Origin of the sequence: Sulfurospirillum arcachonense DSM 9755 (genome assembly GCF_000597725.1) — a bacterium.
Taxonomy (GTDB): Bacteria; Campylobacterota; Campylobacteria; order Campylobacterales; family Sulfurospirillaceae; genus Sulfurospirillum_A; species Sulfurospirillum_A arcachonense.
In genome coordinates this window covers 22,078-46,844 of the sequence record NZ_JFBL01000019.1, presented here as the reverse complement: position 1 = coordinate 46,844, position 24,767 = coordinate 22,078, and the positions used below count along the sequence as shown (strand labels likewise).

The following is a 24,767-nucleotide window of genomic DNA, read 5'->3' as shown; positions in this document are numbered from 1 at the left end:
TTCAAATATTATGAATATTCTCATATTAAAAGGGATTTTACTCCCTAAATGTATTATCTACTTCTACTTGATCTTGATACTGAACTACGAGAAGTAGTTGGTCTTGCATCTGGCTTTTTATTTCTTGGACGATTTCTTGAGTTTGATTTTTTCTTTATTGGTTCTGGTTTGATTGTTGGGTCTGGCTCAAATCCTTCAATTCTCTCTTGTGGTATTTTTCTTTTGATAAGTTTTTCTATATCTTTTAAATATTGAAGCTCATCAACACATACCAAAGAGATAGCTACACCTTCACTTCCTGCACGACCAGTTCTTCCTATACGGTGAACATAATCTTCTGAAACATTAGGTAACTCAAAATTAATGACATGAGGCAGTTGGTCGATATCAATCCCACGAGCAGCAATATCAGTTGCAACTAAAACTCTTATGCTACCAGCTTTAAAGTTTGCTAGTGCTTTTGTTCTTGCTCCTTGACTTTTATTTCCATGAATTGCAGCAGAAGTTATACCATCTTTTGCTAATTGCTCACTGAGCTTATTAGCGCCATGTTTTGTTCTAGTAAAAACCAATACTTGTTTCCAATCACCTTTTTTGATTAACTTCGATAAAAGAGCCCTTTTCTTATCTTTATCAACAGGATGAACTAATTGTTCTACTAACTCAGAAGCCGTATTTCTACGCGCTACTTCTATAAGAGCTGGTTTATTTAATAAACTATCTGCTAATTTTTTTATATCATCTGAAAATGTTGCAGAAAATAGTAAATTTTGTCTGTTTTTAGGTAAGAGTGCTAAGATTTTTTTAATATCATTAATAAAACCCATATCAAGCATTCTATCTGCTTCATCTAATATAAGAAACTCCACTTTTGATAAATTAACTGTTTTTCTTCCAATATGATCAAGTAGTCTTCCTGGAGTTGCTACTACTATATCTACCCCTCTTCTAAAGTTTCCTATTTGAGGATTGATTCCAACTCCTCCAAAAACAACAGTTGATTTATAAGGAAGATGTTTTCCATAAGTAAGAACACTTTCATGTACTTGGGTTGCTAACTCTCTTGTAGGAGTTAAGATAAGTGCACGAACGGGATGTTTTCCTTTTGATTGAGCATGTTCTCCTAAAAGTTCTAGTAAAGGAAGTGTAAAACCAGCTGTTTTACCCGTACCTGTTTGAGCACCTGCTAGTACATCTTTTTTTGATAAAATAATTGGTATTGCTTGTTTTTGTATTGGCGTTGGCTCTGTATAACCTTGCTCTTGTATTGCTTGTAAAAGTGGTTTTGATAAACCAAGTTTTGTAAATGACATATTAATTAACCTTTTTTTATTGAATCCTGTTGACAATTACCAAGTTCAAAGAAAATTTTTAAAAGGTTAGATTGTTCAAATGGGAGATGATTATAGCGTAATTTATTCAAAAAGGTAAAAAGGGAAACGTAAATTCCCCTTTTTACTATCAAAAGGAGGTTACACATACTACTATCCACAATACCTGAACCACTATAAGTTATTATATTCCTTTAATATAAATTAAGTACTTTAATTATTAAATTAATTATAATTTATAATATTTTTATTACTTTGTTGTTTGAGCGCTAATTTAATATATTCTAAACAATATTAGTATAAAATCATGTATGAAAAATAAAAAATTCTTTATAATACTCTCTTTAGAAATAGTAGCCGTTTTGTGTATTGCATTGTATCTGTTGGTTGATCATACCACTATAAGTTCTTATTTTAAAAATGATATCAAATTTTATGAGCAACCTGAAAACTGTGATTTACATGTAAACTCTTGTAGTGCTACTTTACCCTCTTATGGTAAAATTAGTTTTGATATAAAACCAAAATCTATTCCACTCATGAAACCACTAATTTTTGAACTTACAACACAAGACAATATTTTAAAAGAAACATTAGACTTACATATATTTGCTACAAATATGAATATGGGATATTATGATTTAAAAATGAAAAAAGTTTCTCAAAACCTCTACACAGCTACAACAACCCTTCCTACATGTATAGTAGGAAATATGATTTGGAGAGCGGAAGTAGTTTTGGGAGATGAAGCAGGAGTTTTTATCTTTAAAACTAAATAATTATTCTATATTATGTTTTTTAGGATAATCAAAAAACATAATTTTACCACTCTCTTCTTTTATATCTTGAAAACTTTCTACATCAAACTCTATGCAAACTATAGAACAAGTTGGAATATTTGTTAATATTGCTCCACTTAATCTCTCTCCAACATCTGTTAAAGTAGGATTATGCGCTACTATAAAAATAGAATTTAAATCATCACTAAGAGAATCTAATAAATATCTATATGTGGTGTAAGAACTTTCATAAAGTGACTCTTTATAAGAGATTTCATCTTTATCATAGCCAATAGTTTCAGCTATAACTTTGGCTGTTTTTTGTGCCCTTTTTGCAGGACTTGAAAGGATTAAATCAGGCTTTATTTTAAATTTTTTTAGTCTATCTGCCATATATGGTAAATCTCTTTTACCTCTTTTATTCAACGGTCTTTCAAAATCACTAATTCCTATTTCATTCCAACTAGATTTTGCATGACGAATAAGATAAATGGTTTTCATTTACAATGTTCTCCTAAAATATAAAATTTTCTAATATCCAGTTTTTTGCCAGTCTTCTATTTGCAGCAAAAAATGGTAAATCATATTTGAGTGTTACTTCTAGCTTTTTGATTAAATATTCATCTTTCAAAGCAAGTTTATCGCAAATTTCTTGCATCATTACTTCCATTTGTATTTTAGAATCTCCATCAAAAGGTAAATTGCCCTCTTTTTCAAAAAATTCTTCTTTATTAATTTTTTCATCTAGTATTTTATACTCAAACTGCAATTCCATCGTATTCCCAATTTTTTTTCTTTATGTTACAATATTTTTACTTAACTATTAAGGAAAGAAGATGAACTTTAAGAAATGGTCAAATAAAAAAGCATTTACAGTAGGTTCTGAATTAGAAGTGAGAATTCAAGATGCTCACGATTATACACTTAAAGAAATTTCATCAAAAATTATGCCATTGGTTCCGCATGATTTAAAAAACAATGTGCAACAAGAATTTTTAGAATGCATGTTAGAGTTTGTCTCTCCTGTTTGTACTTGTGCCTTTGAAATCACAAATTATTTACAACAGTATATACAAGTAGTTTCAAAACTAGGGAAAGAACAAGACTTTATACTCGCTACTTCTGGTGCACACTCTTATAAAATAGATTTTTTAGATGCTGTAAAAAATAAAAGATACAAAAAGTTTTCAAAAGAATATGGTTTATTACTCAAAAAATTTCACATATGTGGGTTTCATATACATATAGGATTAAGTAGTAGTGATGAAGCTTTACATGTATATAATTATATGCTAGATAAATTACCTCTTTTTTTAGCACTAAGTGCTAATTCTCCTTTTTTTGATGGACAAGATACTGGTTTATTATCTTATAGAACACAACTTTTTAACCAACTTCCTCGTGCAGGTGTTCCTGAGTATTTTGATAGCTTTGAGGATATAACTAACATGTATAGTAACCTTAAGAAAGCAGGCATAATAGACTCAGCAAGTGATTTATGGTGGGATTTAAGAATAAGTCCTAAGTTTCATACACTTGAAATTAGGATATGTGATGCTAATAATGATTTTCAAAGGCTTGAAGATTTAATCAATTTTTATCAAGCCTTATGTTTTTATGCTTTAAATCAAAAGATAGAGAAACTCCCCCATCAAATCTTAAAGCAAAACAAATGGAATGCTACAAGACATGGATTAGAAGGAAATTACCAAAATAATTCCTTTACATGTAAAAGTATTAAAGAATATATTTTGGAGTTAATTGATCAAATGCAAGAAGAGAAAGTATTTGAGAAACTAAATATAAAAGATGAGTTTATAACTAGGCTAAAAAATAGAGTCCACAAAAAAGTACAAGCACAAATACAACAAGATATTTTTGCAAAAACAAAAGATTTACAAGAAGTCGAGAAACTAGGAATTTTAATATGAATAATATAAAAGGTGTCGTAAGTGCTGGTGATGAAAACACGGCAAAAGCAGGAGAGTGGATACTAAGACAAGGTGGTAATGCCTACGATGCAGCACTTGCTTGTATGTTAGCAGCCCCTATTTGTGAACCAATATTTACAAGTCTTGGTGGTGGTGGTTTTATGCAATGCTGTGAAGTTGGGAAAACTCCTCATATATATGATTTTTTTGTTGATGTTCCCAAAAAAAGGATTGATGAACCTGAGTTTTTTCCAATTTATGTTGATTTTAAAACTACCATTCAAGAGTTTCATATAGGATGTGGAAGTGCAGCAATTCCTGGTATGGTAAAAGGTATTTGGCAAATATATTTAGATCATGCAAGCCTACCTATGGAAACCCTCATCCAACCTGCTAAAAAATATGCTACAGATGGTATATATCTTTCACAAAGACAAGCTAGTTTTGTTAAGCTTCTCACACCCATTTTTACTTCAACAAAAAGCTCAATGGATTTATACTCTCACAATGGACAACTCATAGATGAAACAATACTATTTAAAAATCCTCAATATGCAAACTTTTTAGAAGAATTTGCCCAAAAAGGTGCTGATATATTTTATAACGGTACAATCGCTCAAAATATTGATACTCTTTGTAAAAACAACGATGGACTTATAACAAAAGAAGCATTACAAACTTATGAAGTAAAAAAGAGAGAACCAATTCACTTTAAATATAAAGATTATGATGTATATACTAACCCTCCTCCCTCTTCTGGTGGAATATTAATCGCTTTTTCTTTAATGTTATTAGAAAACCAAAATTTAAACTCTAATTACTTAGAAAAACTTATAGAAGCACAAAAAATCACTGGTGATTTTAGAAGAGAACATGTAGATGAATTTATCCATAAAAATCATCTTGAAGAAATTTTATCTCATGAGAAACTCATAAAAAACTTTAATCTTAGTATGAATAGTAGACTCAATATGTGGGGAAATACTACTCATATAAGTGTGATAGATAAAGATGGTAATACTGCTAGTGTAACAACTACCAATGGTGAAGCTTGCGGTCATGTCATCCCTGAAACTGGTATTATGCTAAACAATATGCTTGGGGAAGAAGATTTAAACCCTCATGGTTTTTTCTCATGGCCAAGTGGTATACGACTCCCTTCTATGATGGCTCCTACTGCTCTTATGAAAAATGGTAAACCTGAACTCATACTTGGAAGTGCGGGAAGTAACCGCATAAGAAGTGCTGTTCTACAAACTATACTCAACTATACTCATTTTAAAATGACTCCACAAGAAGCTATAAGTGCTCCTAGAATTCATTATGAAAGAGGTGAAATTTATTGTGAGCCTTCTTTACATGTAAAGATGAATGAAACTATTAAAAAAGAGTATAAACTCAATGAGTTTGATGAACTTAACTTATTTTTTGGTGGGGTTCAAGCAGTAAGTAGAAAATTTAAAGGAGGTGCTGATCCTAGACGTGGTGCAAGTGTAATTAATTTATGCTAAAATGCCGCAGGAGAAAATCTAGTGGAAAAGCATGAAAATAAAATATTAAAACTAATAACCCTATTACCACTCATAACTATCCCTCTTTGTATGGGTTTAGTAATATTCACTATTATTGGCTCTTTAAACAATAATTTAAATAATATGGTAAAAAATGTTGAAAATAACTTTATAAATACTCAAAAAGAGTCTGTAAAAGATAAAGTTCATAGTATGGTAGATTTAATTAACCATAAAAATTCTATTATATTAAAAAAACTAAAAGACAGAATAGAAGATAGAGTTTTAACAGCTCATAAAATATCTACTGTACTTTACGAACAATATAAAGATGTTAAAACACCAGATGAAATTAAACAACTTATTATAACAACACTCAGACCTCTTCAATGGAATAACCAAGAAAGCTTTATATGGATACTTGATTACAATGGAATATTTGAGTTAGCACCCAAATACCTTAGACATTTAGAAGGCTCTTCGATACTAAATTTTAAAGATTCATCAGGTAGATATATCATAAAAGAAGAGATTCAATTATGTAAAACTAAAGGTCAAGGTTTTCTGACTGATACATTTACTAAACCAAATGATATAACAAAAAAAAGTTACAAACAAATTGCTTTTGTTAAATCTTTTGGACACTATGATTGGTATATGGGCTCAGCTGAATATTTAGATACTGCTACTAAAAAAAGTAATAAAGAACTATTAAAATCTATAGAAAAAATTAGTTTAAATACCAATGGTTACCTATTTATCATAAATACACAAGGAGAAACCTTACTAAACCCTATTAATAAAAAACTTCTTAACACTAATGTTCACGATTTGGATAACAAATTTTTAAAAGATACATATGCAAAATTTATTAAAAGCCTACAATATAAAAATGAAACTTTTATTTTATACAAATGGAAAAACAATCAAACAAAAAAATTAGAGAAAAAGCTGAGTTATATTAGTAAAATACCAAATACAAATTGGATAATTGGAAGTGGTTTTTATGCTTCATCTATAAAGAATATAACAGAGAAAGAGATTAATAAATTACGTGATGATTATAATTTAAAGATACAATACAGTATATTTATAGGTGTTATAGCTATTTTAATTTCACTCATTGTTTCTTATTTTATTTCAAGGTATATTAAAACTCGTTTTTTAAATTATCAAAATAATATAATAGATAAAACCAAAGAATTAAAAGAACTGAATACAACATTAGAACATAAAGTTCAAAATAGAACAATAGAACTTGAAAAACATAAAAAGTCATTAGAAGTTTTAGCAACAACTGATGCTTTGACAAAAGTTCACAATAGATATTCAATAATGCAAATCTTAATAAAAGAGATTGACAAAGCCAATAAGTCTGAATTACCTCTTTGTATCTTAATGTATGATATAGATCATTTTAAAAGTGTAAATGATACATATGGTCATGATATAGGAGATGAGGTCCTTATTGATATGACCAAAGTAATTCAAAAATCACTCAGAGAAATTGATTTATTGGGACGATATGGTGGAGAAGAATTTATCATCATACTACCTAATACAACTTTAAATGATGCAAATATTATTGCTCAAAGAATGAGACGATGTATCGAAAAACACAAGTTTAGAATAGAAAAAAAAGTTACGATTAGTATAGGTTTAGTACAACATCAAAAAAATGAGAAACATGAAGATTTATTTAAAAGGTTAGATAATCTATTATATAAATCAAAAGCAAGTGGTAGAAATACTTTAAGCAGCTAGGATGTAACTCTTATTTTATGCTTTATTATATAAAATAATTATAAATTTAGCATGAGCGTTAGGTAAATTTTTAGCAATAATTTTTCCATTCATTTTGTTTTCTACAATAATTTTTGACATATAAAGTCCAATACCAGTGCCATAGTGAAATTTTGTAGTAAAGTATGGCTCAAAAATTTTATCAATTATTTTCTCATCTATTCCCCCACAATTATCCTCTACATGTAAAGATATTTCATTTTTATGCTTCTGGGCAAATACTTTTATCGTAGGTTTTTTAATCTCTCTTTGGAGAGCTGCATCTTTTGAGTTTGAAAATATATTTAATATAACTTGAGAAAATTCATTTGCAAAACCATCTATATATAAAGCTTTATCAATATCAAAAGTGACTTTAATATTGTTATATTCTAGGGATGAATGTATAATTTTAAAGGCGTTATCTATACTCTCAAAGAGAGAGAATTTCTCTCTTTGAGCATTAGGATTATAAAAATCTTTAAAATCATCAATCGTTTTTGACATAAATTCAATAGTATCATTTGCTTCATTAACAGTGTTAATTATATACTTTTTATTAAGTTCACCAAAAGTATATGCAGAATCTATATCCATAAAAAGACTAGACAGTTGACTAAGTGGTTGACGCCATTGATGAGCAATATTACCTATCATTTCACCCATAGCTGCCATCTTAGATTGCTGAATGAGTAATTGCTCTTGCTGTCGGCGTTCAGCCACTAGCTTCATTCTTTCCGTAATATCTCTTATCGAGATAAATACAACTCTTTGATTTTGAAGGAATATCCATACAAAAGTAAACTCTACCGTTTTTTTACCATTTTTATGATTTGTAAATTCTGTACGCTCATAACCTGATTTTTTATTTTTTATTTTTTCAAAATTAAGATTTGGGAAAAAAGACTCTAAAGAAGTGGCTTTAAGTTCATCTTCATTAAGAGAAGTTAAACTAAGTGCTTTTGGATTTCCTTCAATTATTTTTAAGCCTTCCTCATTTGCAAGTAAAAATGAATCATTACTGTGTTGATAGAGAGCTTGATATTTATCAGATTCTGTATCAGCTCGTTGTCTGTAATTAAGTAATAGTTTTTCAATACTTCTAGCTAAGAAGATTGATAAAATAAAGAAAATAAGTGCAATACCAAAGGACAATGCACCAAGTTGAATGATTTTAACATCACGATTAATTTTAGCGCGTGAGAGTTGTGCTTCTTTGATAGCTGTTAATTCTTTAAGATTTTCTCCAAGACCTATTATCCAGCGCCATTTAGGAAGAATTGTAGTGTAAAGAAGATAATGTTCAGATTTATGAGTAAAAGTGTTTACATGTAAACCTGAATACCCATTATCTAAAAAAGATTGACCTATCTGTTTTTGTGTATTTTGTTCTTTAAGTACTTTTATATATTGTGGATTTCCAAGGCTAAGTATAGTTTTTGAAAAGTCACCTTGCATAGTGTAACTTTCTAAAAAGTCTATAAAAAAAAGAGATTCTTTCCAAAAAACATGTCTACTTATTTTTTCTAAAATAGTTTCTTGTATCCACTCATTTATAGAAGATTCAGAACGATATGCTCCTACAATAAGCTTTAACTTAGGTAAGTAACGAACATAGGCAGTATTAGTAGAAATAGATGTTTCTCCTGGAGTGTACCAAGAAAAACTAGTTGGGATATCTTGTCCTGATTTTGCGATATGAATCATCTCTTTTATATAAAAGTTATCATGAATATCTTGAGCATCTAGAAAATTAGAACCTTCTGATTCGGAACTTTTAGGACTCCAAAACAAGGTACCATCATCCTTAAAAGCAAATCCATGAATAGAATCCATTTCATCATGTGATTGTAAAATTTGACGAATAGTAGATGTACTAGTTTTAGTAATGCTCCCTAAGAGGCTTATTTGTAAGGTGCGTACAAAGTTTTTAACTTCGTTTAATTTAAGCTCCCTCATTAAAGATTGATCAAAAGTAATTTCACTAAGAAGGCCTTGCAAACGGTTTTCAACTTTGCGTATTCTACTTGCAGTAAGGTCCTTTTCAATTCGTTTTACTTCTTCTTGAAAGTTATTGTTCTCCGTTGTTATAAGAAAAAAGCTAACAACAATGGTAATAGTAACGATAACTACAGTAGAGCTAACAAGAACTAGCCGCTTGATTCCTCCTTCTTCAAAATTCATAGATTATTTAATCTCAAAATATATCCAAGACCAGAAACATTACGAATAAGTTCTTCTAAGTGAAACCTTTTACGGATACTTCCTACCATGGTACGCAAAGATTTCATACTCATAGGTTCTTCATCCCAAATATAACTCTCAATCTCGGAGTAGCTAATTGTACGGTTTGTATTATTACCCAAGAGTTCTAAAAAGAGGAACTCTTTTTTAGTTAAATGATACTCTTTCTCATGAAAAAATAGTACATTACGCTCAATATCCAAATAAACATTACTAGAAATAGCAATCTTTTTTCTTTGACCTAACTCTTTAATAGCTTTTTCAAGAGCAGGAAGTAAATTTCTCTGATTGAGTGGTTTGACTACATAACGAACAATATTAAGTTCTACCGCATTGATAAGTTGCTCTTCATCAGTAAAAGCAGTGGTAATGATAATTTTTGTTTTATTATCACTTTCTCTGATGCGTTTAACCATACCAATACCATCAAGAATAGGCATTTTAAGATCAGTGATGATGATATCAGGTTTATATTTGAGATACTGAGCATATCCGTTTTCTCCATTAGTAGCAGAATATACAGTATGAAACATACGATTTAAAAAGCGCAGGTTTACTTCACGCACACCTGAATCATCTTCAACATAAAGAAGTCTAAAATGAGCGAAAGCTTTATAAATATTCATATTTATCCTTCATCATAAAAATCCAAGCTCTCTCATAACAGAACTAATAGTTTTTTCTTGATTGATGAGTAAAGTCTTTAACTCTACTCCAGGTTTATAGAGATTAGACCAGCCATTTGTGGTTCGAACACTCTCCCACTCAGGAGTGGACAACATACTTTTAAATGTATTGCGCATTTTAATAACTTTTTTTGGATTAAGTCCAGGTGCTCCAAAAAATCCTCTCCAGTTTACAAAGCTCATATTAACGCCAAATGATTTAAATGTTGGAATCATAGGTGCTTCTTTCACTGGTAAAGAGGCCGTTACCCCAATGATATTTACTTCACCACTTTGATACTTTTGAAATACCTCACCAAAACCAGTAGATAGTACATCTACTTCTCCACTTAGTAATCCTGCAAGAGCTCTTCCCCCTGCATCATGTGGAATATATCGTATATGTTTTGGATCGGCTCCTGCTGCTTTAATTATTTGTGCAGCAACTAAATGATCTAATCCTCCTCTTCGTGATCCACCACCAATTTTGAGCCCCTTTGGGTTAGTTTTATAAGCTAAAAGAATATCATCCCATGTGTTTAAGGAAGAATCGTGTCTTACAGCAAGAACTTGATAATCTGTAATAATAGAAGCAATGAGTGTCAAATCACGAAAGGATTCTGGAAAATTTTTTTGTAAAGAGCGAATAACAATTGGTGTTGAATTTATCATTAAAGTATTCTTTTGAGTATTGGCCGTTTCAATCAAATAACTGATTGCTTTACTTCCACCTCCACCTGACATGTTTTCATAAGATACACTCTTTAAAAGTCCAGATTTAGTGAGCACTTCACCTACACCCCTTGCCGTAATATCCCATCCACCATCTCTCCCTCCGGGGATAAGAAAATGAATATGTTGCATTGGTTTAGCATAGAGATTACATGTACATAAAAAAATAAGAGTAATAAATTGGGCGATAAAATATTTCATAAGAATATTATAGTAGATTTCTTATAATTATGTAAACCCAAAATACAGGAGTAATTTGGGTTTATTTAATTAGTTTGCCATAAAAACTGGAATATGCGTATGCGTCAACAAGTATTTGGTTAAAGCACCAAACATTAGCTCTTTTAAGCCATTAGGTCTATAGGCTCCTGCAACGATAAGATCAAAATTTCCTTTTTTAGCAGCATCAAGTATTGCTTCTCCTGCAAAAAGTGTTGTAGTAATCATTCCTGTCGTTGTTTCTATATCATAAGAACGTAGATAGTCTTGAAGTCGTTCTAACTCTTTTAAATTTGGTACATACTGTTCAGCAGTAACAATATGTACACGCTCTGCTTCTTGCAAAATAGGGATAGAAAGTGTTAGTGCTTTAGAAACTTCAGGTGAATTATCCCATCCTATGAGAACAGATTTTGTGCTAAAACTTCTCATGACACGCGGAAACATAAGTACAGGTTTTCCACTATGCATAACTACAGCTTCAAAAGTTGCTGTTGAGTTTCCATTTGGTGGTGCAGCTATAATAACACAATCAGCATACTTTGATTCTTGTGCTGCCATAACACTACGACTACCACTTTTGTATAGTAACTCTATAGAACCTTTTTCTTCAAGCTTTTTATCAGTGATAGCGACATCAATTTCTTTGGCAATTTCTTCAATAGTATTTTTGAAGTTTTTATTTTCTTCGGCATATTTAGTTACAATAGCAGCATCAATGTCATCAACAATATTCTCTGGCATCATAAGATGATTATAGCCTTTTATACCAGGGGTTGACTTCATTACCTCTAGATGGCACTTAAAATATTTTACAATGCTCAGTGCTCCATAAAGTCTTTCTTTAAGCTCATCTCCTCCAGCAACTGGATAAAAAAGTTTTTTATATTGCATTTTAAGCCTCTTTCTTTGCTGCAGCTTTTCTAGCTTTTGATTGACGATACATAGGTATAATAACCATTAGGACTGCTACAATAAGTAAACCTAATGTCATTGGTCTTTCCCACATAAAGCTGATGTCATCTGTTATATTGACTGATCTTGCAAAGTTATTTTCGAGCATCCCGCCTAAAATAAATCCTATAAGCAATGGGGCCAGAGGATACTTTGCAAATTTAAAGATTGTCGCAAGGATACCAAGTGCAACAAGAATTATTAATTCAGTTGCATTATTTTGACCAATATACGCACCAATCATAGTAAAGAAAAGAACAAATGGAATCAGATAATTTCTTGGTATTGTTAATAACTTAGCAATATATGGAATCAGTGGTAAGTTAAGAATCAACAAAATCACATTTCCAAAATACATAGAGATGATAACAGACCAAAATATAGCTGGATTATCAATCATCAATCTTGGACCAGGTGTAACATTGAGTGCTATAAGAGCACCTAAAAGAATTGCTGTTGTACCAGAACCTGGAATACCAAGTGTTAAAAGTGGCACAAATGATCCTGTACACGCTGCATTATTTGCAGTTTCTGGAGCAGCAAGTCCTTTAATAGAACCCTTACCAAACTCAGCTTGATCTTCGCCTTTGGCAATATTTCTCTCAACACCATATCCTAAGAATGAAGCAAGAGTAGCACCAGCTCCTGGCATGACACCTATAAGAAAGCCTTGAATAGACTGACGTGCAATTACGGGTGCTATTTTTTTGGCTTCATCTTTTGTTATACGTAAATTTTTAATCGATTCAGCGCTGTTTCCTGTTTCACTCTTTTTAGGATCAAAAATAAGATAGAGTGCTTCAGGTAAAGCAAATAGTGCCATTGCTAAGGTAATAAAGCTCATACCTGATTGTAAGTCTTGAATACCCCCAGTAAAGCGTGGTGCATTAAAGAGTGCTGATTCGCCAACTGTAGCTAACATAACACCAGCAATAGTCATAAGAAGAGCTTTCCCTACTTGTCCTTTACCAGCAAATGCAGCAATAGCAGTTAAGCCTAAAACCATCAATGCAAAATATTCTGCAGAGTGAAAAAGAAGTGCAACTGAAGAGAGAGCTGGAGCAAACATAAAGAGTAAAATTGCACCTATAGTACCACCAGAAAAAGAAGAAACAGCAGCAATAGTAAGAGCTTTCCCTGCTTGTCCTTTTCGTGCCATTGGGTAGCCATCAAAAGAGGTGGCAACCGTACCTGCAACACCTGGAGCATTGATAAGAATGGATGATGTTGATCCACCAAAAATTGCACCATAATAAACACCAGCAAGTAAAATAATTGCAGAAGAAGGATCACCGAGAGTTATTGCAACTGGAATCATAATAGCGATGATAGACATGGGCCCAAGACCCGGAAGCATTCCAATAAATGTACCGATAAGACAACCAAAAATTACAAGCATAAGATTTTGTAGCGTGAAAGCTGTTTCTAATCCTAGCATTACACCTTCAAACATTTTTTACTCCTTACCATGGCAGAGGTTTTAAGTAGATACCTAAAACCTCTTGCACTAAATACCAAATTGGAACGGTACCAAGTACCGAAACAATAGCCATTTTGAAAATTTTTCTTTCACCTAAGATCCAACTTGACCCAAATAAGAAAAAAATTGTTGAAGGGATAAAACCAACTCCACGAAGCATGAGTGCGTAGATAACCATTGTAGCTAAAATTGCTCCAGCTTGGCCAGTTTTATAATACTTGAGTCGTTTAATACTCATTCCTTCACCTTCATCATCATCCATATCTGACTTACTAATGAGAATAACAAGTGAAATTAAAACACCTAATACACTAATAGCCATTGGCATAGTATTTGGTAAAAATGGCATATTTCGCTCAAATGGCAAGAGCTGAAAGTTATAAGCTGTGTAGCCGTAAACAATAGAGATAACCATAAATATAAGGGCTATCACTTTATCGAGGTTCATGTAGAATCCTTTTTAATTTAAGATTATATACTTTTAAAGCAATATAAATTATCTTAGAAATATATAAAGATAAACCACTTTGCATTATATGCAAAGTGGTTATAATATAGATTATAAAAATCCAAGTTTTTTCATCATACTTTTAATTTTTGTTTCTTGTTTTGTAAGGAATGCTTCAAAATCTTTACCTGAATTATGAATATTTACCCAACCATTACGCTTACGAACGACTTCCCATTCAGGTGTGTCATACATTTTTTCAATTACTTTACGGTAAGCATCAGCTTTTTCTGCTGGAAGACCAGGAGCACCAAAGAAACCTCTCCAGTTAACAAACTCAGCATTAACACCTTGTTCAATTAAAGTTGGAGCATCTTTTAATGCATCATTTCTTTTAGCACCCGTCATTGCAATAACTCTTACTTCACCTGCTTTTGCAAGCCCAACTGCTTCACTAAAGCCAGTTGAAAGAAGTTGAATTTCACCAGAAAGTAATGAAGCCATTGCTTTACCACCTGCATCATAAGGAATATACTTTACTTTTGTTGGATCTTCACCAGCTGCTTCCATTGCCATTGCTGCTACTAAATGATCCATACCACCTGGAACTGAGCCACCACCAATCGCCATTTTTCTTGGATTCTTTTTGAATGCAGCTACGAAATCTTTAAATGACTTAATAGGACTATTTTTACTCACAACAAATGCTGCATAATCACCAATAGTACCTGAAATCATTGTAAGATCACGGAAATTATATGGAAAACGCCCAACAAGTGAACGAATAATAATTGGAGTTGAGTTTACCATTAAAGTATCTTCGTTTGATTTTGCATTTTCGATTAAGTAACCAATTGCTTTACCACCACCTCCACCAGACATATTTTCATAACTTGCTCTACCAACAAGTTTTGATTTTGTAAGAGCTTCACCAGTACCACGAGCTGTACCATCCCAGCCTCCACCAGCACCACCAGGGATTAGAAAGTGAATTGAATCAACCTCCGCTGCTATTGCTGAACCTGCCATACCTGCTACCACTAAACATGAAGCTGCCATCATTTTAACAGTTTTTGTAAATCTCATGTGATTCCTTTATGTATCCCTAATAAAAGGGTTTTTTTGTTTCACTTCTAAGATAAATAAAAAAAGTCAAAAAAAAGTCAAATCAATTATTTTTTCTTTCGATATATATAATATTGTATGGATTTGTAACATATAAGTAAAATAAGTATCTACATTAAAAAGATTTACATGTAGATACGATGGATTATAGAATTATCTGTTTTTTAGGTTTATTAGGAATAAGTTCACTTGATTTACCTGCTCGTAAAATTGCACTATCTGTTTCATGCCCAACAAATTCTTGTGCTTTTTTTGCAATGCACAACAAAGCATCTAAATTGATACCTGTGTCTATATTCATATCTTCAAGCATATGAACTATATCCTCAGTTGCTATATTGCCAGAAGCACCAGGGGCATAAGGACAACCACCAAGTCCAGCAAATGAACCATCAAAATGAGTTACACCAGCTTGCATACCTGCAATGATATTTGCTAATGCTTGACCACGTGTATTATGAAAATGAAGGTGGAATATTACATCTTTATAGTGTTTTTTTAAAGTATTAAGCTGGTCATATACTTGTCTAGGATTGGCAACTCCTGTTGTATCTGAAAGTGAAATTTCTTTGATACCTATGTCTCTAAAAGATTCTATGAGTTTAGTTATCTGTTTGAGTGGAATTTTTCCTTCAAAAGGGCAGCCAAATGTCGTTGATATAGCTCCAGAAACTTCAAGTCCAGCTTCAAGGGCAACTTTTACACACTCATCAAAACTTGCAACACTTTGCTCAGGTGTACAGTTAAAATTACTAAGATTATGTGACTTACTTGCTGATACTGTTAGTTTTACTTTATCTACTCCAGCATCTATAGCTCGCTCAACTCCTTTGAGATTTGTAATAAGTGCACGAAACTCTACATTTTTTCTTTTTCCAATAGCTTGCATGACTTTTTCAGTGTCTGCCATCTGCGGTATAGCTTTTGGATGGACAAAAGAACCTATCTCTATGCTTGAGATACCAGAAGCTAAAACTCCATTTACTAATTCTATTTTTTGTTCTGTACTTAAGAGTTTTTTTTCATTTTGTAAACCATCTCTTGGTCCAACTTCGCATATTTTTACTGTTTTAGGAAAATTCATTTTACATCCTTAGATAATACCTGCTTCTTTTAAAGAAGCAATTTGTTCTTGTGTTTTATGAAGCAAAGAGGATAAAACTTCATCTGTATGCTCTCCTAATTCAGGACCTGACCACTTTACTTCACCCGGAGTTTCACTAAAAACTGGTGTAATACCCGGCATTTGAATTTCACCAAAACTCTTATGTGGCATGGATATAATATTTTGTCTTGCTTTATAATGCGGGTCATTCATGATATCTTCTATACTATATATAAGATTTACAGGAACACCTTCTTTATCTGAAATAGTTTTTAATTCTTCATAAGATAAAGACATAACCCAGTCATTAACTAAGCCATTAATATATACATCATTTTCTAGGCGTGTTTTATTGAGAGTGAACTTTTCTAATAAATCTCTTCTATTCATGGCATTTGTTAGATATTCAAAAGTTCTATCAGTGCTACAAACTAATACTATCCATTTTCCATCTTTTGTTTGAAATGTTCCACCAGGGCTTGAAGTACCACTTAGACTAGGTTTTCTCTCTCTTATGACACTGTTTAAAGTATAATCAGCTACTAGTATCTCTTGCATACGAAAAATTCCTTCATACAAACTAACATCTACTTCTTGTCCTTTTCCACCTAGTGCATCACGATGATACAGTGCCATCATAGCCGACATAGCAGCATACAACCCAGCAATATAATCTGCTAAAGAAAAAGATGGGCTAACAGGAGGTCTATCTTCATGCCCTGTTATGTAAGTCATTCCTGAAAATGCATTTGCAGGTGTTCCAAAACCAGCTTTGTTCTTATATGGGCCACTCTGCCCATATCCTGTTACTCTTACTACTATGATATCAGGATTGAATTTTTTAAGTGTTTCTATATCTAGTCCCCATTTATCCAATGTCCCTACTCGAAAATTTTCAAAAATAATATCACTTTTTGCAACTAATTCTAAAAATATATTTTTGCCTTCTTCAAAATGTAGATCAAGTGTAACACTTTTTTTGTTTCTACCCATAGAAGCCCATCTAACTCCTTCACCTTTATGATATGGTCCAAGGCCACGAAAAGGGTCACCTTTTTTTGGCATTTCTATTTTAATAACCTCTGCTCCAAAATCAGCAAATAATCCAGCAGCAAAAGGGGAAGCAATTACAGTAGATACATCCAATACTCTTATACCTGTTAATGCAGACATATTTTTCCTTTATTTCTCTTATTATGGAATTATATCACTTGTTTTGGTATCATTCAAGATAAAAAATTCCATTTAATGGAAATTATGCTATAATTTTATCTTTACATGTAAAGGAAATTTATGACTGAGAGTACAACAACACGATCGATTGAGAGGGCATTTGATATCTTGGAATGTTTCTTGGATGAACAACAAGAATTTACACTAAAAGAGATTGTAGCTTTAACTAAACTTTCCCCTAGTACGGTTCATAGACTGATTAAGGCATTAGAAAAGCGTAAATATCTCATATGCAATAAAAATAAAAAATATAAACTTGGCTCAATGGTAGCAAAACTTGGATTTGTCACAGTTGGTAAAATGGGATTAGATTTTAAAATGATAGCTAGAAAGCACATGATACAACTACATAAAAAGTACAATGAAAGTATCAGTTTATATGTCATTGATGATGATAAAAGACTTTGTATTGATCGTATAGAATCAACACATGATCTTAGACGTGTCATCGATATTGGTTCTACATTTCCATTAGAAGTTGGTGCTGCTGGAAGAATTTTACTCGCTTATTTGGATCAAGCTAGTGTTGATGATATGTATATACATGTAGATATATCTTCACAAGAATATCAAAAAATAAGAGAACAAGGCTACATAGTAAGCCAAGGAGAGAGAGAAGTAGGTGTATCTGCGTTGGCTGTGCCTATTTTTAACTTTACAAAAAAAGTTATTGCTACATTATCTTTATCTGGGCCTTCTATTAGATTAGATAAAAAAATCTTAAATGAAATAGCCATAGACTTAAAAAGTATAAGTGAAAAAATATCTAAAGAATTAGGATATACGAGTTAGTCTCATAGTAATCAATAAAAAACACTATGAAACTTATAACTGCTGCTATTAATATTTTTTAAGCATCTCTATCCTTTTTATATTCTAACTTATATCCCATGCCACCTTGTGAAACTATTGATTCAGGCGGTAGCTTTTTTCTAAGTCTTTTTACTAAAGCTCTAATATTTTCTGTTGTCGTTAAATCACCTTCCCAAACATAAAGTTCAATTTGTTCGAAACTAACAACTTTATCTAAATTTTTGGCAAAAAGGTTGAGTAGAAGTATCTCTTTTTTAGCTAATCTAACTTCTACATTTTGAGAGTCAAATAATACCCCTTTTAAAATATCATAAGTGTAGTCATCCAAAAGTAAAATACTATCTTTAGTTATTTTACATAATTTATCTAACTTCGTTTCTAATTCATATATATAAAAAGGTTTTTTTAAATACTCATCACAACCCTTTAAATATGCATCTTGGATAGTTGACAACTCTACATTTGCACTTATAATAATAGCTGGAGTTTTTTCATCCATACTTCTTATTTCTTTTAATAATGTAAGTCCATCAACACCTGGTACATTAATATCAAGTATAAAACAATCATAACCATTATCTATAAATTCCAAAGCTTTTTTACCATCATTATATAAATCTACATGATAACCTTTTTGCTCTAATGCATCTACTATCACATTTGAAAGCCTAGTATTATCTTCTAAAATTAATATTTTCATAATAAAACCTTACCCACTTGTTATCCCCTTAACACAAATTAATATTTCTGCACCATCATCACATGGAATCGCTTCTATATGTCCACCCATTTTATCTTCAACAATAAGCTTGACCATATAAAGTCCAAATCCATCACCATCTTCTTTACTTGATATAAATGGTTCAAAGATAGAATTTAATTCTTTTTCAGCTATTCCTATACCATTATCTTTTATGCTAATACATATTGTACCATCTGAACTATTTACATGTAAAGAAATTTTGCCAACAATATCTTCTTTTTGTTTTTTTAAAAGAATACTGTCTTTAGCATTGTTTATAATATTTAAAATTGATTGTTTAAATTCATTTGGATACCCATACATAATGTATTCTAGATCATTTTCATAAACAATTTCCATTTCAATATAATTATATTTTATATTATGGTCAATTACTTTTAATAAATCAGTAATAGCTTGATTAACACTAAATTCACTTTTATGGGTTGAAGGCTTAATAAAACTTCTAAAATCATCTATTGTATTTGTCATATATGTGACTTGTGTCATAATATCATTTACAAATTCATCAGCATCTCTTTGGGTTATTTCTATTTTTTTTCTTTTATATTGTAACTCTTGAGCAATAGCTGAAATTTCCACTAAAGGAGCTTTCCACTGATGAGCTATAGAAGTTATCATCTCACCTATTTCAGAAAGCTTTGAACGTTGTATCATAAACTGTTCATCTTTTTTTCTTTGAGTTTCTAATTTTTTAATATCTGTAATATCATTAATAATAGTTACAATTCCTGCTTCTTCATTTTTATTGTTTAAATAAAGTTTTCTTCTGATTAATACATCTATAGGTTCTTCAGTAGTATGTTTTAAAGTAGCTTCAATTTTATTTTCTGATTCATCATATTTAGAAAATAATTTATTAAGCTCAGGAAAAATATCTTGCATATGTTTTCCTAAAATTTGCTCTTTTGTAATATTTAGCATACTCCATGAAGTCTGATTACACCCTAAAAGTATATTATCTTTACTCATCCAAAATATTGCACTTTCTACATTATTTAAAAGTACACTATCAAGTTTATTTTGTTCAAGTAACTCAATTTCTACTGATACTCTTTTGTATATATTAATAATCAAAAAGATAATCAAAATAAGAAGCAAAGGTAATATTAAAACTAAACTATCTATAAGATCACGATTTTTCTCAAAAAAATCTTTTGGCTGATTAATCATAATCGCTCCAAATGGAATATCTTGTTCACTAAAACCATATTTATTTAAAACTATGTGATCAAAATATTTACTAGATATTGGTTTTCTTACATCAATTTGTAAAGGTGATCTGCCCTCTTCTACAATCTCTAAAACTTCTTCTGCAGCATTTGTACCTTGCTCATATGGATTAATCATAACCCCACCCATAATACCTTGACCTAAATGTATTTTATTCACTGCAAACATAGGATATTTCGATTTATTAAATAATTCTCGTAATTTATAATAAGGAATATACTCTCCATACTTGTCTTTATATAAACTTGTAAATAACACTGCACTTGGTTCTGGTAAAGCATTGAGTTTATCTTGTATTGTATTTAAATCTATACTATTGTCATAAATAATATTAAAATCTTTTTTGAAAACCTTTGAACTATCTAATATCTGTTTTTTTATAGCTAAAGAGGAAAAAGAATCATCAGAAATTATATATAAAGTTTTTATATCAGGAATCATATCTTTAATGAGACGTAAATTTTTAATAATATCTTTATACTCCATAACTCCTGTTACAAAACGCTGTAGATACAGAGGTACATCTTTTTTATCAAAATTTTCCACGCCACAAAAAACAATAGGGATGTTGTTAAATAATTTTTTATGGTGATCAAGTGCAAATTTAAAAGCATAATTATCTGCTGTTATAATAACTTTATAATTTCTATGAGTAAACTTTTTTTGATAAAGTGTAAAAAGTGCTTGAAAATACTCCTTCGTATCAATTCTTTTACTATCCATGTATTCTGTAGTAATTTCATATTCAGGATGTTTATCCAAAACACTTTTTATACCATTAGATATACCATCTGTCCACTTTAAACCTTTATTATAGGAGTGTAAAAGTAAAACTTCTTTTGGAGAATTGGCTAAAAGACATGATAAAAAAGCCAAAATCAGAAAAATAAACTTCATTATTACTCTTTTTAAAAAAATATTCTATATTGTATCAGAATAATAGCGAAAAAAAAGTCTCATTAAAATCCCATAAGACATTTTATAATTTCGGGAATTCAAATATCAAAAGGAGACAATTATGAGTAATACAGTTAAAATGATTATACCATTATTGGTAGGAATCGTTGTAGCTCTTTTACCAACACCAGCGGGCTTGGATGTAAATGCGCAATACTTTTTTGCAGTATTTCTAACTGTTATCGTGGCTTTAATCTTAGAGCCAATTCCAGCAGCATTGATTGGTTTAACAGGTGTTGCCTTTTCAGCAACGTTTGGTTTAGTAGGTGAAACTGCAAAAGCAAGTCGTTCTTGGGCACTTAGTGGTTTTTCAAATGGCGTTATCTGGTTAATTTTTGCAGCATTTATGTTTGCATTAGGTTACAAAAAAAGTGGTCTAGGTAAAAGAATAGCTCTTTTACTTGTGAAATTACTAGGTAAAACTTCACTAGGTCTTGGTTATGCTGTTGCTCTTGCTGATGGTGTTTTATCACCATTTATGCCTTCAAATACAGCAAGAAGTGCGGGTACAATTTTTCCTATCGCTATTAATATCCCACAAATGTTTAACTCAACTCCTGAAAATGAACCAAGAAAACTTGGTGCATATATTTCATGGGTAGCAATTGCAGCAACTTGTGTAACTAGTTCAATGTTCTTAACAGCACTTGCTCCTAACTTACTAGCTGTTTCTTTAGTAGAAAAAAGTACAGGTATTGCAATTGAGTGGGGACAATGGTTTGGAACTTTAGCAATAATTATGATTCCTCTATTTTTAGCAGTTCCATTATTAACTTATATTGTTTATCCACCTGAACAAAAAACATCTCCTGAAGCTCCAGCTTGGGCAGCAGAAGAACTTAGAAAAATGGGTTCTATTACTAGCAAAGAACTTTTAATGCTAGGTCTTGGTATGTTAGCTCTTGTTATGTGGATTTTTGGTAAACAAATTGGTGTTAATGGTACAACTGCAGCACTAGCTGTTTTATGTCTTTTAGTACTAACTAAAGTTATCTCTTGGGAAGATGTTATCACTAATAAAGGTGCATTCAACGTATTTATCTGGTTCGCAACATTAGTTGCTATGGCTGGAGGACTTAAAAAAGTTGGATTCCTTAAATGGGCAGCTGGACTTATTTCAGAAGGTCTAGTAGGAATGGAACCAGTTACAATCGTTATTTTACTTGTAGTTCTATTCTTTGTATTCCATTACTTCTTTGCAAGTGTAACAGCTCATACTGTTGCTTTACTTCCTCTTTTCTTAGGAGTAGCAGCTAACCTTATCCCAGCTGATATGATGCAACCTCTTGCAATGTTACTTGTAGGTTCACTTGGTCTTATGGGTATCTTAACTCCATATGCAACAGGACCATCTCCTATCTGGTATGGTGCGGGATATATATCTCAAGCAACATGGTGGAAATTAGGATTTATCTTTGGAGCAATTTATCTAGGAGCTCTAGTATTACTTGGATTCTTTATCATTTAATATTTACTTCTAATGAGAAAGAGAGTTTAAAACTCTCTTTCTTCATTCTTTTATTTAGACATTAATTTTATAGCTTTTTTTAACTCAAATATTAATTCTTTTTGTCTCTCATACATATATTTTAAAAGATAAGAGTCATAAGGTTTTTCAAGATCAACCATAACAACAATTTTACTTTTTGTAATGTCTATTTCACCTACATGTACAATTTCACCAGTAACATCCATATATGCAAACCCATTTTCATTTGAACTATCAGGCAGTTTAAATTGTATTTCAACTTTTTCTGATACTAATTCATCACTTAAAGAGTGATTTAGCATTATAGCCACTGCTTGTGTTGATAAATCTATAATTTCACCTTGATATGAATATCTTTTATATTTTATAGTAATTGGTGTTCTAAGACGTGGTTGCACTCTTGTATGTTCTCGATTATTTGCACTACTGTCTAGAAAAACTAAATTATCTAAAACAACATAGGATTCTTCTAAATTTACATATACTACATCGGCCCGAATATCTTTTTGAAGATCTGGTGCTTGTATGATAGTTTTATTTTCAAACTTCATAGAATAGCCCTGCAAATTTTCACAACGTAAAAAATATGTATTAGCCTGTACTTTTATTACACTAGACGTTGTATTTAAACAAAGACCTTTATATATATTTAAAAGTTTTAAAGGTGTTTTATTACTCACACAACTTTCTAAATAATGTTTTATCTGTTCATCTTCATCTAGATAATTATTTAAATGATTTATCTCAAAAAAATCATCACTATTAAAATCACTACATGTAAAAGCATGATGATTTATTTGTTCTATACAATTGATAATATCGTTAATATCTAATCTCTCAATACTTAAAGCAGATGATGTAATAATAGGAGGGACATTTTTATCTATTTCATTGTAAATAAGTTTTTGATGAATAGTATCAAGTTTTAATTTAACTTGCTCAAACGTACTTTTTTCCATAAGAAAAATAAAACAATGTGCATTCCATTGAACCAAATCTTGAGAAGAATCCTTATAAGAACTCAATTTATTAATAAATTTTTTTATAAATTCATGCACAATAGCACTGCTTGTAGCTTCTTTAAGCCTATCGTAATTTTTTATATCTATGTTAACTAAAGCCATAGGCTTATTACTTATACTATTTTGTGCCAACTTATCTTTTAAAATCTCTATAAATTTAAATTTATTAATAGTATCCATAAAAGCATCAGTTTCTTTTACTTTATTTAACGGGATAATTGTTAATAATTTATCATCATTATTAGAAAATAAATCAAGAAAAAATCCATAATTCCATTTTTCTCCATCATCATATTCAATGATAATTTCTGCTTTATCATTTTTATTTTTACTTAGCAAAGTATTAATTTCATCATGATTTTTAATTAAATTTTCTATTTCTGACGAATCTTGTGAATCAAAAAGTTCTTTTGATTTTTCATTAGCAAAAATCAATCTGTCTTTATTAAAAATTAAAAGAGAAAAGAAAGAATTTACTTTTTTACTCACTTCTAGTTGAATTTTATCTTCTTTTTTACGTTCAATCTTCCTAGCCGCTTCATATAAAATTTTATTAATTTCTTCTTCTTTAATACTAATAGAATTTATTTTATTTAAAGAGAAATGAAGTGCAAATTTTAATAAAAAAATATTTTCCTCTTTTGGAGAAAAAATATATATTTCTTTTGAAACATTGGTTTTTACGATATTATTTAAAAGTTTAAAAGTCTCTTTATTTAACTCTTTTAACTCAATAAATACTATATCACTAGATTTAATATCTAAAGAAGTATCATTTAAATTAAAACTTTTATATTCTAAAAAATAATCTTTATTTTTTTCCAATCCACTAAATACTATAGTATCAACATATAAATGTGCAAAATGAACATTGCGGAGTAACATCTTTAATTCTTCATTATTCATGTGTACCAACCATTATATATACTTATTTTACAAATAATATCAAAA

General features: G+C 30.7%; 21 protein-coding genes. 6 read left to right on the top strand and 15 right to left on the bottom strand.

Features of this window, described 5'->3' with window-relative positions:
• Positions 1–53 precede the first annotated feature (53 nt).
• On the bottom strand, positions 54–1,313 hold the full coding sequence (locus K354_RS0112570; RefSeq protein WP_024955846.1) for a DEAD/DEAH box helicase: 1,260 nt from the start codon (positions 1,311–1,313) through the stop codon (positions 54–56).
• Positions 1,314–1,642: 329 nt separating this feature from the next.
• On the opposite strand from K354_RS0112570, the gene K354_RS0112565 reads away from it, so the two are divergent.
• Positions 1,643–2,110, top strand: a complete 468-nt coding sequence (locus K354_RS0112565; protein ID WP_024955845.1) for a hypothetical protein — start codon at positions 1,643–1,645, stop codon at positions 2,108–2,110.
• Here K354_RS0112565 and K354_RS0112560 read toward each other — a convergent pair whose 3' ends face one another.
• Entirely contained in the window at positions 2,111–2,611 is a 501-nt protein-coding gene (locus K354_RS0112560) for a SixA phosphatase family protein (RefSeq protein WP_024955844.1), read from the bottom strand.
• Between the two features lie 13 nt (positions 2,612–2,624).
• The gene (locus K354_RS0112555) at positions 2,625–2,885 is read right to left on the bottom strand and encodes a hypothetical protein (protein WP_024955843.1); all 261 of its coding nucleotides are present in this window, start codon (positions 2,883–2,885) and stop codon (positions 2,625–2,627) included.
• A 61-nt stretch (positions 2,886–2,946) separates the two neighbouring features.
• Between K354_RS0112555 and K354_RS0112550 the strand changes: the two genes are divergently transcribed.
• Genes K354_RS0112550 through K354_RS0112540 form a run of 3 tightly spaced genes read left to right on the top strand, consistent with a single transcriptional unit; the run spans position 2,947 to position 7,316 of the window.
• On the top strand, positions 2,947–4,041 hold the full coding sequence (locus K354_RS0112550; protein WP_024955842.1) for a carboxylate-amine ligase: 1,095 nt from the start codon (positions 2,947–2,949) through the stop codon (positions 4,039–4,041).
• Entirely contained in the window at positions 4,038–5,552 is a 1,515-nt protein-coding gene (locus K354_RS0112545) for a gamma-glutamyltransferase family protein (RefSeq protein ID WP_024955841.1), read from the top strand. Before K354_RS0112550 ends, K354_RS0112545 begins: the two co-directional genes overlap by 4 nt.
• Before the next feature lie 21 nt (positions 5,553–5,573).
• Positions 5,574–7,316 (top strand): sensor domain-containing diguanylate cyclase, encoded by a 1,743-nt coding sequence (locus tag K354_RS0112540; RefSeq protein WP_024955840.1) that lies wholly within the window; start codon positions 5,574–5,576, stop codon positions 7,314–7,316.
• Positions 7,317–7,331: 15 nt separating this feature from the next.
• On the opposite strand, the gene K354_RS14810 is transcribed toward K354_RS0112540, so the two are convergent.
• The 9 genes from K354_RS14810 to K354_RS0112495 form a co-directional block, all read right to left on the bottom strand.
• On the bottom strand, positions 7,332–9,518 hold the full coding sequence (locus K354_RS14810; protein ID WP_024955839.1) for a cache domain-containing protein: 2,187 nt from the start codon (positions 9,516–9,518) through the stop codon (positions 7,332–7,334).
• A complete protein-coding gene (locus K354_RS0112530) occupies positions 9,515–10,204 on the bottom strand; it encodes a response regulator transcription factor (RefSeq protein WP_024955838.1) in 690 nt (229 codons plus the stop codon). The genes K354_RS14810 and K354_RS0112530 overlap by 4 nt, the downstream gene beginning before the upstream one ends.
• A 12-nt stretch (positions 10,205–10,216) precedes the next feature.
• Complete coding sequence (locus K354_RS0112525) at positions 10,217–11,176, bottom strand: tripartite tricarboxylate transporter substrate binding protein (protein WP_024955837.1); 960 nt, start codon at positions 11,174–11,176, stop codon at positions 10,217–10,219.
• A 69-nt stretch (positions 11,177–11,245) separates the two neighbouring features.
• Positions 11,246–12,088, bottom strand: coding sequence for a universal stress protein (locus tag K354_RS0112520; protein WP_024955836.1), 843 nt, complete (start codon positions 12,086–12,088; stop codon positions 11,246–11,248).
• 1 nt (position 12,089) lies between these two features.
• Positions 12,090–13,601 carry a tripartite tricarboxylate transporter permease gene (locus K354_RS0112515; RefSeq protein WP_024955835.1) on the bottom strand — a complete coding sequence of 504 codons (1,512 nt, stop codon included), beginning with the start codon at positions 13,599–13,601 and terminating at the stop codon, positions 12,090–12,092.
• Between the two features lie 10 nt (positions 13,602–13,611).
• Positions 13,612–14,076 (bottom strand): tripartite tricarboxylate transporter TctB family protein, encoded by a 465-nt coding sequence (locus K354_RS14370; protein WP_037940808.1) that lies wholly within the window; start codon positions 14,074–14,076, stop codon positions 13,612–13,614.
• Positions 14,077–14,187: 111 nt separating this feature from the next.
• A complete protein-coding gene (locus K354_RS0112505; protein ID WP_024955834.1) occupies positions 14,188–15,162 on the bottom strand; it encodes a Bug family tripartite tricarboxylate transporter substrate binding protein in 975 nt (324 codons plus the stop codon).
• A gap of 184 nt (positions 15,163–15,346) precedes the next feature.
• Positions 15,347–16,285, bottom strand: a complete 939-nt coding sequence (locus K354_RS0112500) for a hydroxymethylglutaryl-CoA lyase (RefSeq protein WP_024955833.1) — start codon at positions 16,283–16,285, stop codon at positions 15,347–15,349.
• A 9-nt stretch (positions 16,286–16,294) separates the two neighbouring features.
• Complete coding sequence (locus K354_RS0112495) at positions 16,295–17,479, bottom strand: CaiB/BaiF CoA transferase family protein (protein ID WP_024955832.1); 1,185 nt, start codon at positions 17,477–17,479, stop codon at positions 16,295–16,297.
• 120 nt (positions 17,480–17,599) lie between these two features.
• On the opposite strand from K354_RS0112495, the gene K354_RS0112490 reads away from it, so the two are divergent.
• Positions 17,600–18,331: an IclR family transcriptional regulator gene (locus K354_RS0112490; protein WP_024955831.1), complete on the top strand. Its 732-nt coding sequence runs from the start codon at positions 17,600–17,602 to the stop codon at positions 18,329–18,331.
• Positions 18,332–18,389: 58 nt separating this feature from the next.
• Here the strand turns inward: K354_RS0112490 and K354_RS0112485 are convergent, their stop codons facing one another.
• Together K354_RS0112485 and K354_RS0112480 are read right to left on the bottom strand one after the other, a co-directional pair.
• Complete coding sequence (locus tag K354_RS0112485) at positions 18,390–19,052, bottom strand: response regulator transcription factor (RefSeq protein WP_024955830.1); 663 nt, start codon at positions 19,050–19,052, stop codon at positions 18,390–18,392.
• 9 nt (positions 19,053–19,061) lie between these two features.
• The gene (locus K354_RS0112480) at positions 19,062–21,245 is read right to left on the bottom strand and encodes an ABC transporter substrate binding protein (RefSeq protein ID WP_024955829.1); all 2,184 of its coding nucleotides are present in this window, start codon (positions 21,243–21,245) and stop codon (positions 19,062–19,064) included.
• 121 nt (positions 21,246–21,366) lie between these two features.
• Between K354_RS0112480 and K354_RS0112475 the strand changes: the two genes are divergently transcribed.
• Positions 21,367–22,773: a DASS family sodium-coupled anion symporter gene (locus K354_RS0112475; protein WP_024955828.1), complete on the top strand. Its 1,407-nt coding sequence runs from the start codon at positions 21,367–21,369 to the stop codon at positions 22,771–22,773.
• A gap of 50 nt (positions 22,774–22,823) precedes the next feature.
• Here K354_RS0112475 and K354_RS0112470 read toward each other — a convergent pair whose 3' ends face one another.
• The gene (locus K354_RS0112470) at positions 22,824–24,722 is read right to left on the bottom strand and encodes a PilZ domain-containing protein (RefSeq protein WP_024955827.1); all 1,899 of its coding nucleotides are present in this window, start codon (positions 24,720–24,722) and stop codon (positions 22,824–22,826) included.
• Positions 24,723–24,767 lie beyond the last annotated feature (45 nt).